At 60.2% G+C, this 9677-nt stretch carries 7 protein-coding genes; 3 read left to right on the forward strand and 4 right to left on the reverse strand.

Annotated features, from left to right (window positions below):
• Both VNM72_15060 and VNM72_15065 read left to right on the forward strand, forming a co-directional pair.
• Nucleotides 1-212 (forward strand): hypothetical protein (locus tag VNM72_15060; protein HXF06714.1); only part of this gene is annotated, 212 nt, incomplete at its 5' end.
• Between the two features lie 83 nt (nucleotides 213-295).
• Nucleotides 296-2980: an alpha/beta fold hydrolase gene (locus VNM72_15065; protein ID HXF06715.1), complete on the forward strand. Its 2685-nt coding sequence runs from the start codon at nucleotides 296-298 to the stop codon at nucleotides 2978-2980.
• A 382-nt stretch (nucleotides 2981-3362) separates the two neighbouring features.
• On the opposite strand, the gene VNM72_15070 is transcribed toward VNM72_15065, so the two are convergent.
• Nucleotides 3363-6731, reverse strand: coding sequence for a S41 family peptidase (locus tag VNM72_15070; GenBank protein ID HXF06716.1), 3369 nt, complete (start codon nucleotides 6729-6731; stop codon nucleotides 3363-3365).
• Between the two features lie 192 nt (nucleotides 6732-6923).
• On the opposite strand from VNM72_15070, the gene VNM72_15075 reads away from it, so the two are divergent.
• Nucleotides 6924-7862, forward strand: coding sequence for a serine hydrolase (locus VNM72_15075; GenBank protein ID HXF06717.1), 939 nt, complete (start codon nucleotides 6924-6926; stop codon nucleotides 7860-7862).
• A gap of 41 nt (nucleotides 7863-7903) precedes the next feature.
• Here the strand turns inward: VNM72_15075 and VNM72_15080 are convergent, their stop codons facing one another.
• From VNM72_15080 to VNM72_15090, 3 genes are all read right to left on the reverse strand, one after another.
• Nucleotides 7904-8929 (reverse strand): patatin family protein, encoded by a 1026-nt coding sequence (locus tag VNM72_15080; GenBank protein HXF06718.1) that lies wholly within the window; start codon nucleotides 8927-8929, stop codon nucleotides 7904-7906.
• Between the two features lie 7 nt (nucleotides 8930-8936).
• A complete protein-coding gene (locus VNM72_15085) occupies nucleotides 8937-9335 on the reverse strand; it encodes a DUF2203 domain-containing protein (GenBank protein ID HXF06719.1) in 399 nt (132 codons plus the stop codon).
• Nucleotides 9336-9383: 48 nt separating this feature from the next.
• Nucleotides 9384-9677 (reverse strand): hypothetical protein (locus tag VNM72_15090; GenBank protein HXF06720.1); only part of this gene is annotated, 294 nt, incomplete at its 5' end.

A 9677-nucleotide genomic window follows, 5' to 3' on the forward strand; every position in this document is an offset into this window, starting at 1 on the left:
TCGGGTTCACGCTCCATCTGGTGCCGATGAGTTTGTGGTATGCCGGAATCATTCTGGCTCTGCTCCTTCACTGGCGGGGGGATGAACAGGCTCGCCGCCTGTCCGCCCGACTCATGCAGCAGATGCCCATCATCATCGCCCCGGGCGTTACCCTCGGCAGTGAGAGGACTTCCGGATCGGCTGGACAACTCGGCCGGAAACGGCGACACTAATTCGTGATTTCCATCAAAACCACTGAGGAGGAGTTATGCGGAGAAGCAAGCATCTCGCACCCATTCATCGGAGGGCAAGATCTATGGCCGTTCGTATCGGCATCGTCACTCTGCTCATTATGCTGGTGATTCCGGCAGCGCTCACGCGGGCGCAGCAATCGGGATTGCCACCGCTCATTGACCGCGAACTATTCTTCGGCAACCCTGAAATCGCCGGAGCGCAGATCTCACCCGATGGCCAGTTCATCGCATTCCTCAAACCCTGGAATGACACCCGCAACATCTGGGTCAAGCGCACCAACGAGCCCTTCACGGCAGCCCGTCGCCTGACGAGCGAGACCAAGCGCCCGATCCCCGCTTTCTTCTGGAGCCGCGATAGCCGCTATATCCTTTTCGTCAGGGATAACGATGGCGATGAGAACTTCAACGTCTACGCCGTGAGCCCGTTGGAGAGCCCGGCTCCCGGACGCGACGTCCCGACGGCGCGCAACCTGACCGACCTCAAAGGCGTGCGAGCCATCATCTATGACGTTCCCAAAACCGACCCCGACCTCATCTACGTCGGTCTCAACGATCGAGATCCCGCCTGGCATGACCTCTACAAAGTGAAAATTTCGACCGGCGAGCGCACGCTCATCCGCAAAAACACCGAACGGATTTCGAGCTGGGTCTTCGATCTCAAGGGCCAGCTTCGCCTGGCGGCCCGCATCGCCGATAACGGCGATACCGAAGTGCTGCGGGTTGATCCCGACGGCTTCACGAAGGTCTATTCCTGTTCCATCTTCGAGACCTGCGGGCCAGTTCGATTCCACAAGGACGGCAAGCGCGTCTACATGGTCACCAACAAAGGCGATGATGTGGACCTCGTTCGCCTGACGCTGTTCGATCCGGAGACGGGGAAGGAAGAAGTCGTTGAATCGGATCCGCTCAAGCGCGTGGATCTCAGCCAGGCGATCTTCTCCGATTTGACCGATGAGCTGATCGGAACGGCCTACGTGGACGATCGCCCGCGCGTCTATTTCCGCGATAAGTCCTACCAGGCCGACTACGAGTTGTTGAAGAAGCGGCTGCCGGGCAAAGAGATCAACCTGGGCTCCTCGACCAAAGACGAACAGCTCTTTCTGATCAATGCCAGCAGCGACACCGAGCCGGGCGAGACCTATCTCTTCGACCGCCGGACTAAGAAACTCACCTTTCAGTATCGCATCCGCGAGCGACTGCCGCGCCAGCACCTGGCTTCGATGAAGGTGATCCGCTACAAGTCATCAGACGGGCTGGAGATACCGGCCTATCTGACGCTGCCCAAAGGCGTCGAGCCGAAGAATCTGCCCGTTATTGTTTTTCCGCACGGCGGCCCGTGGGCGCGCGACATCTGGGGTTACAATACCTATGCGCAGTTTCTGGCCAATCGTGGCTATGCCGTCTTGCAGCCCAATTTCCGCGGCTCGACCGGCTACGGCAAGAAATTCCTCAATGCCGGCAACAAGCAATGGGGCGAGAAGATGCAGGACGACATCACCTGGGGCGTGAAGTATCTCATCGAGCAAGGAATCGCCGATCCCAAGCGCATCGGGATCATGGGCGGCTCCTACGGCGGCTATGCGACGCTCGCGGGCGTGGCCTTCACGCCCGACCTCTATGCGGCAGCGGTTTCAATTGTCGGACCCTCCAATCTGATCACGCTGCTTGAATCCATCCCGCCCTACTGGGAAGCCTTTCGTAAAATCTTTCTTCACCGCATGGGCGACCCTTCGACGCCTGAAGGCCGAGCCCAACTGGAACGCCAATCGCCGCTCAATTCGGCGCACAGGATCAAAACGCCGCTCCTTGTGGTTCAAGGCGCAAATGACCCCCGCGTGAAGAAATCCGAATCGGATCAGATCGTCGTTGCGCTCCGGGATCGCGGCTTTCCGGTCGAGTATCTGGTTGCGCCCGATGAGGGACACGGGTTCGCCCGACCGGTCAACCAGATGGCGATGATTGCGGCGGCCGAGAAGTTTCTGGCCAAGCATCTGGGCGGTCGCTATCAGGAAGACATGCCGCCTGAGGTCGCCACGCGGCTCAAGGAAATAACCGTGGATGTCAAGACGGTTGTCATGCCTAAGCGCATCGAGGCGGCATCGGTGGGCTTGCCCAAACCGTCAATCGCCTTAGAGCCGACTTCGGCGACATATCAGGGCAAGATCGAGGTCGCCGGCCAGTCCATCACCTTCACCTCGACTCTCACGATCCGGCAGGAAGGCAACGCCTGGGTGGCCAGCGAGACGGCAGCGCTGCCGATGGGTGAAATCAGCGACACGACCGTGCTCGACAAGGACACCCTCGCGGTGACAAAGCGCACGATCAAACAGGGGCCGATGGCCATCGAGGTAACCTTCAAGGATAACAAGGCCAGCGGGACGATGACCCTCGGAGGCCAGACCCGACCGATCGAAGCCGATCTCGGCGGACCATTGTTCGCTGACGGCGCAGGCGCAAGCGTCGTGCTGGCTACGCTGCCGCTCGCAGAAGGCTACTCGACCACGTTTCGCAACTTCGATATCCAGCGGCAGAAGGTCAAGCTCATGCAGGTGAAAGTTGTGGGCGTGGAGAAGGTGACGGTTCCGGCGGGCACCTACGAGGCGTTCAAGCTCGAAGTCACCTCGGCCGAGGGCGATGCCGACAAGGTAATGCTGTGGATCGCCAGGGATACACGCCGGCCGATTAAAACCGTCGCCACTTTGCCCCAACTGGGCGGAGGCACACTCACATCGGAGCTGGCGAAATAAAGTACGGGCGGCCAAAGGAGGCCGCCCGCGTTTTCCCACTCGGTCGAGTCTGTCGGAATGCGAGGGGACGCGAGCCGAAAAAACAGGCGTTGAACCCGCGAAGCGGGCGACTCGAATCTAGCCTGGCGTGAGCGCAAGCGAACCCCAGGATCGGGAGGCAGCCAAAAATAATTTCCCCCAAGCCCGCCAAGCGGGCGGCCCGATCTAGCCTGGGGTGAAGCGCGAGTGAACCCCAGGCATGCGCCGGAGGATGGCGAAGGCGCCGTCTCATTCACGCGTCCGGACGGTTGAAGGGATGGAATCACCGTCCCGGCGCAGAGGATAATAAGGCTCTTCGTGGTGGATGGTGCGCCGGGACGGTGAATGCTACGTCACTTATCGCTTATGCGCCCCGTCGCGCTGACCCCCCGGTGGGACTTTCGGGCACGACGGTCCGCTTCAGTTCCTCTTTGAGCACCTCGACGGCTTTCTCCAGTTGCGCGTCGCGGCCTTTGAGGAAATCTTCCGGCGTGTTATCCACGTAGACATCGGGCGGCACGCCGTAATTTTCCAGATTGTAGCCTTTGACGTTCCACAATCCGGTGCCCGGCGTGCGAATTTGCGAGCCGTCCATCAGGCGATAGGAGCCCGTGCCGATCACGGCTCCGTAGGTTGTCGTGCCCACGATCTTGCCCAGGCCGAGCGTGCGGAACCCGTCGGGGAAGACTTCGGCATCGCTGGTGGAACGCTCATTCTGCATGACCACCATCGGCCCGAAGAAGGCCCGCTGCGGCCGCGTCAGCACCACGGAATCCCGCTGGCGCGTGTATTGATACTGCCGCTGCTGGAGGATCTGCAGCAACTCTTGATCAATACCGCCGCCGGGATTGAACCGCTGATCAATGATGAGCGCCTTCTTGAACCGGTTCTCGATCAGATCGCGGATGAACCGTGCGAGCGACGGCTGGTTCATCTGGCGAATGTGGAGATAGCCGATCTCGCCTTGAGAGAGCTTATCAACGAGAGCCTTTCGTTCGGCCACCCACTTCTCGTAGACGAGCGTCGTGTAGGCTCCGCCGCTGACGGGTTCGACTTTGGTCTTCCACGCCCCTTCGAACGTGGGCTTGGAGTTGACGGTGAACTCGAACTTCCGCCCCGGCACGGAGTTGTAGTACTTCCAGTAGTTGTCGCCCGCCTTGAGCGGTTGGTCGTCAATGGCCAGGATGTAATCGCCCACGCTGATCTTGACATAGTCTTTGTCGGCGGGGCCGTTCTTGTAGATGTAGCTGACGCGGTAATAACCCGACGGATCGGGCACGATCTCGAATCCGGGATAGCGCGTCTGGATGCGCGGTTGATCATCGCCGCCGGGCCCCTGGCCGCCGCTGATGCCGGTGTGCGAGGCATTCAGCTCGCCGATCATCTGACTGACGACGTTATGCATCTCCTCCTGATCGCCGACATAGTCCATCAGCGGCTCGTAGATGGTCTTCATCTTGGCCCAGTCCACGCCGTGCATGTTGGGATCATAGAAGCGATTCTTCATCACGCGCCAGCTTTCGTTGAAGACCTGTTTCCACTCGGCGCGGTGATCCACTTCGACGCGAGCTGTGAAGGTGAGTCGCCGTCGTTCGGCGGATCGTCCGGCTGCGGGTCCGCCGGGCGCGGGAGCTTGCGCCTGCGCGTCGCCGCCTCCGGGGCCGCCGACGCTCACGGCGTAGATGCCATTGCCCTGCATGAAGTAGAGCGTGCGGCCATCGCGGGAGAATTGCAGCGATCGCAGACCGCCACCGAATCCGCCGAATCCCGGCGGCGGCCCATCCTCACCTTCGCTCGGCGGCTGAATTTGCGTTATGCGCGTCAGGCGCTGCCCATCTTCCTGAATCGTGTAGATGGACGACGTCGGGCGACCGTCATCGGTGCTCACGGCCACGAAGGCAATCAGACGACTGTCGGGAGAGGGAACGGCCGTTGTGATATTGTCGCTCAGCCGCGTGAGCTGGCGGATCCGGCGGTCGAGTCCGTCCCAGTCAATCTTCACTTCGACGCGCTGCGGCTCGCCGCCCCCTGGAGGGCCGAACCGCGGGCGGCCTGTCCGCTCGGCGGCCACCGCTTCTTCTTCGGTATCAATGTCTCGTTCGGTGGGACTGCGCTCTTCCTTCTGGAGCGAGACGATGTAAACCTGCGCCACGTTCTGTCGCACGGTGGCGCTCCCTCCCTGTACGAATCCGGCCAGGAAGATGAGCTTCTTGCCGTCGGGAGTCCACTGGGCTCCGGATTCGCTGAAGGTGTTCTCGTTGCCGATATGGCGCTCCTGTCCGCCCGTTGATGGGATCACGTAGACGTGAGGCCGCAGATCGCGATCGAGTTTCGTGTAAGAGATCCACTGGCCGTCGGGCGAAAACTGTGGGTTCTGAATGTTCGAGACATCGCTCTCGGCGATGACCTGCGTCCGACCGCTCTCGATTTCCACCCGATAGAGCTTATGATCCGAGGCCGAATAGACGAGCGACTTGGAATCCGGCGCCCAGGCAATCGCTACCTTCTCGGTATCGGAATCCGACAGCTTCTTGAGCGTCTTTCCCAGTTCGTCGGTGATCCAGACCTCATCGCGGCCCGACCGATCCGACACGAAGGCGATCCACTTGCCGTCGGGAGACCATTCGGGATCTCTGTCGCGGAAGTAGGACTCGGTCACCCGTTGAATATCGCCGCGTTCGGTGGCGATGGTGAACAGTTCTCCATGTGTGGAGATCACGGCCCGCCGCGTCGTCGGCGAAAGATCGTAGCTGTCGGCTTCGTTTTGGATGGTGAGGGTTTCGATGTAATTCTCCTTGTCATCGGAAGCGATGGTGATTTTGATCTCGCTCGTTCGGCCCGTCGCCAGATCGAGCTTCCAGATGCCGAAATTCTCCTCATAGACGATGACGCGCCGGTCGCTGGAAATCGAAGGGAAAAAGAGGCTCCCGCTCGTATGACGGGTGACCTGAACGGGCTTGCCGCCGCGCTCGGAGATCTTCCAGATGTTGTTGACGCTCTTGAGGACGTCGGGGCTGCCCGGTTTGATGTTCTTCTCGTTGGGCAGAATGTCGGCGACAAAGTAAATTTCGCCGTTTTGTCCGTACATCGGCCAGAAGTAGTTGCCCTTGTAATCATCATCGCCCAGGCGGACGAATTTCTTGGAAGCCACATCCATCACCCAGAGGTCGGCGGCGTAGGACCCGCGATAGTGTTTGCGCCACCAGACCATCGGGTGGCGATTGAAGGCGAACTTCTTGCCATCGGGCGAATAGCTTCCCCAGTAGCCCCAATCGGTGGGAATGCGCTCTTCGAGCCCTCCTTCGAGCGGAACTTCGTAGAGGCTGGGGATGCCGGGGAAGACGCCGTCGTTGCGCGAGGCTTGAAAGATGATCTTCTTGCCGTCGGGCGTCCAGCCGACGACCGTGTCATTGCCGGTGTGGAAGGTGAGCTGTTTGGGCTGACCCCCTTGAGCCGGCATGACGAAGACATCGTAGTTGCCGTAGCGATTCGAGGAAAAAGCGATCCATTTCCCATCGGGAGAGAATCGCGGGTAGACATCGCGGGCGCGATGGACGGTCAGGCGCTGGACGCCGGTGCCGTCCTCGTTGGCCACCCAGATGTCACCCAGATAGCTGAAAGCGACCTTCCCGTTGTGATAGGTCGGATGGCGCAAGAGTTTCGTCTGCGCCGCCGCCATGACGGGAAGAAACAGAAGCAGGGAGAGTATCAGAAAAACTCGTCTGATCTTCATTGCTTTACCTCCTTCAGGTTGACGAGTCGCACCATGTGTGTTCCGAGCGTTACTACGGCACGTTGAAGCCGATGGTTACAGCTCCGAAAGCCTCCACGATCTCCGACCGGGGTCATTGCCCCTGCCTCCCGGCGGACATATAATGATCGGCCCCGGTTGTTACACGCATTCAGTCAAGAGGGAGGAGAACCGATGCGCGCTGTGAAAAAGAGGGTCTTTGGGCACGTTCATCTGAGATTGGCCATCGCGGCGATCATTTTGACGGCGGGCGCTCCGCTTCAGGCGCAACAGCCCGTGCCGCCTCTAGAACGACTTCGCGCCAATATCGAGCGCATCACCCGCAGCATCAACGCGACCTGGGGCATTTATATCAAGTGCCTGGAGACGGGGGAGGAGATCGCCCTCAATGCCGATCAGGTCATGGAGACGATGAGCGTGATCAAAATCCCCCTGATGGTCGAAGTCTTTCGTCAGGTGGAAGCGGGGAAATTGTCTCTCGATGATCGCTACACGCTCCAGAACAAGGATAAGCGACCGGGCACGGGCGTGTTGCGCAGCCTCGATGAAGGGGCGAGTCTCACCCTTCGGGATCTGATCACGCTCATGAACATCGTCAGCGATAACACGGCGACCGATGTCCTGTTGGAGAAAGTCGGCGGGGCGGAGTCGGTCAACGCCCTCATGCGCAGCTACGGACTCACGACGATTCGCGCCACCGGTCCCACCGAGACATGGTTCGCCGCTCTCCGGGCGGCTCCCAATCCGGCGGCTTTCCATCGGGAGGGGAAAACGGCCTTCGGCCTCGCGTCCCCCCGCGATATCGGTCGGCTGCTGGAGAAGATCGTGCGAGGCGAAGCCGTCAGCAAAAAAGCGAGCGAGCAGATGCTCCAGATCATGCGGGGACAAATTTATCGCACCCGCATCCCTAAATACGTGACCGGCTACGCCGTGCCCCACAAGACCGGAGATTTTCTCCCCTTCGTCGCCAATGATGTCGGCGTGCTGGAGAATAACAAATACCACATCGTGATCGTGATCTTCACGGCCAATCATTACGGCGTCGGCGCCTATCTGGAGGACGCCCTCGCCCGCATCGCCGAACAGGTGGCCGATTACTACGGCTTCAAGTGAGCGCATGCGGATCGCGCGACGGACCGCCGGCTGATCGTTCATCAGGACATCCAGGGAAGAGGCTCCGGGGGGATAGCCTCGGCACCGGCGAAGAGTCGCCACACGCGATGACAGCATTCACGTGCTGCCTTCCAGAGAATGTCCGCCGTCGTCGTCAGCCGGTGCAAAGGAGACGTCGGATCGGGAAAGACGGCGACGATGTTCACCGTGGCATCCGGATGCACTCGTCCCAGAGCGAGATCGAGAGCACGCTGTCCGGCTTCATGTCGGTGGCAGAAGGCGGCTTCCAGAGCCGGATTGAGCGGACGAAGAAGCCGCCGGGCCAACCACCGTTCCAGCCACCCCGGAGGGTGCGCCCGATGAATTTTCGGCACGGTGAAGACAACGAGGAGATCGGTGCAGCCATCGGCGATGGCCCGCTCGATGGGAATCGCATCCACGATCCCTCCATCGAGATACCGACGCCCGTTCACATTCACCGGACGGTGATAGAGAATCGGCATGGCTGAACTGGCCTTGAGTGCCGCCAGCAGGTCAAGCTCCTCGTCATGACTGCAAAAGAGCGTCTCGCGGGCGGTTTCCACATCCGTCGCCACAATGTAGAGCGGCGTGCGGTTTTGTCGGATGCGTTCGAGGACGAGCCGTTTCTTCCCGGCGATGATCTCGTCAAAGAGAAAATCCATGTCCACGATCTTTCTCCAGCGGCTGAGGCGGATGAACCGGCGATTGGCGATGTCTTGGTAATAGATCGAGGTGCCGAAGGCAGACTGTCCGGCCAGAAAGTAGGCTCCGTTAATGGCTCCCGCCGATGTTCCGTAGACGGCATCGAATCCTTCGGTGAAGCCGAGAGCTTCCAGAGCAATGATCGCACCGGCGCTGAAGACGCCGCGCATGCCGCCGCCCTGCATGATGAAGGCCGTTTTACGACCGGTTGCGCTCGGTTCACCTCGGGCGCGTTCGGCCCGTCGCTGGAGGATGTTGTGGAGGGCGCGTTCCGGTCGGATGCCGCCGAGGCACCGCTCTTTCTCCTCAGCCGGGATCTGATCCCAGGGCGATTCCCCCGTCATCTCACGATCACCCGCCCGTTTCTTCCAGGGGCTGTCGTCCGGCAAATCCGGTATCGAGCGGATGCCAGTAGGCCAGTTCAGGTTCACCCAGCTTCCAGCAGAGGTAAACCTCTTCGCCATCAGCTCGAAGATGAGGAAAATCAACAAGCCCCTCTTCCACTCCCTTCACCAGAACACCGGCGCGGTGGAGCCTCTGGATGATCTCCACCAGCTCGTGAAACTCAGGCGGATATGGTCCGAGCGTATCGGGGTGCCAGCCGAAGCGGTATTGCCGCAGATGAATGTTGAAGCCGCTGGCCTCAAGCCGTCGGGCCAGCGCGACCATGCGCTCGATGTGCGGTCGCAGGCGCGCCAGTACTTCTCTGGCCTCGCGCACCGAAAAATGCTTGTCGTGGTAATAGCGCATCAGCAGCTTCCCTGACCGATGAAACGAGCGACCTCGCGTCAGCTCCCTTTATGGAATCCAGTCGGCGATGAAAATGTTCGTTTCCCCCGGCGCTTTGGCATTGCGGTTGGAGGCGAAGACGAGCTTCCGCCCGTCGGGAGAAAACATGGGGAAGCCATCGAATGTGGGATTGAAGGTGATCCGTTCCAGCTTCGTCCCATCATCGTTGATCAAATACAGATCAAAATCCCGTCCCTGGGGATTGTGAAGATTCGAGGCGAAGATGATCCGCTTGCCGTCGGGATGAAAGAAGGGAGCGAAGTTGGCGGCTCCGTTGTTAGTGATCTGACGCTGGCGGGAGCC

It is taken from the genome of Blastocatellia bacterium (assembly GCA_035573895.1).
Taxonomy (GTDB): domain Bacteria; phylum Acidobacteriota; class Blastocatellia; order HR10; family HR10; genus DATLZR01.

Bases quoted from the DNA above. Each gene is read 5' to 3' on its own strand.
- VNM72_15075 (HXF06717.1), top strand. From the start codon at position 6,924: ATGCGCGCTGTGAAAAAGAGGGTCTTTGGGCACGTTCATCTGAGATTG.
- VNM72_15085 (HXF06719.1), bottom strand. From the start codon at position 9,335: ATGCGCTATTACCACGACAAGCATTTTTCGGTGCGCGAGGCCAGAGAA.
- VNM72_15070 (HXF06716.1), bottom strand. From the start codon at position 6,731: ATGAAGATCAGACGAGTTTTTCTGATACTCTCCCTGCTTCTGTTTCTT.
- VNM72_15080 (HXF06718.1), bottom strand. From the start codon at position 8,929: ATGACGGGGGAATCGCCCTGGGATCAGATCCCGGCTGAGGAGAAAGAG.
- VNM72_15065 (HXF06715.1), top strand. From the start codon at position 296: ATGGCCGTTCGTATCGGCATCGTCACTCTGCTCATTATGCTGGTGATT.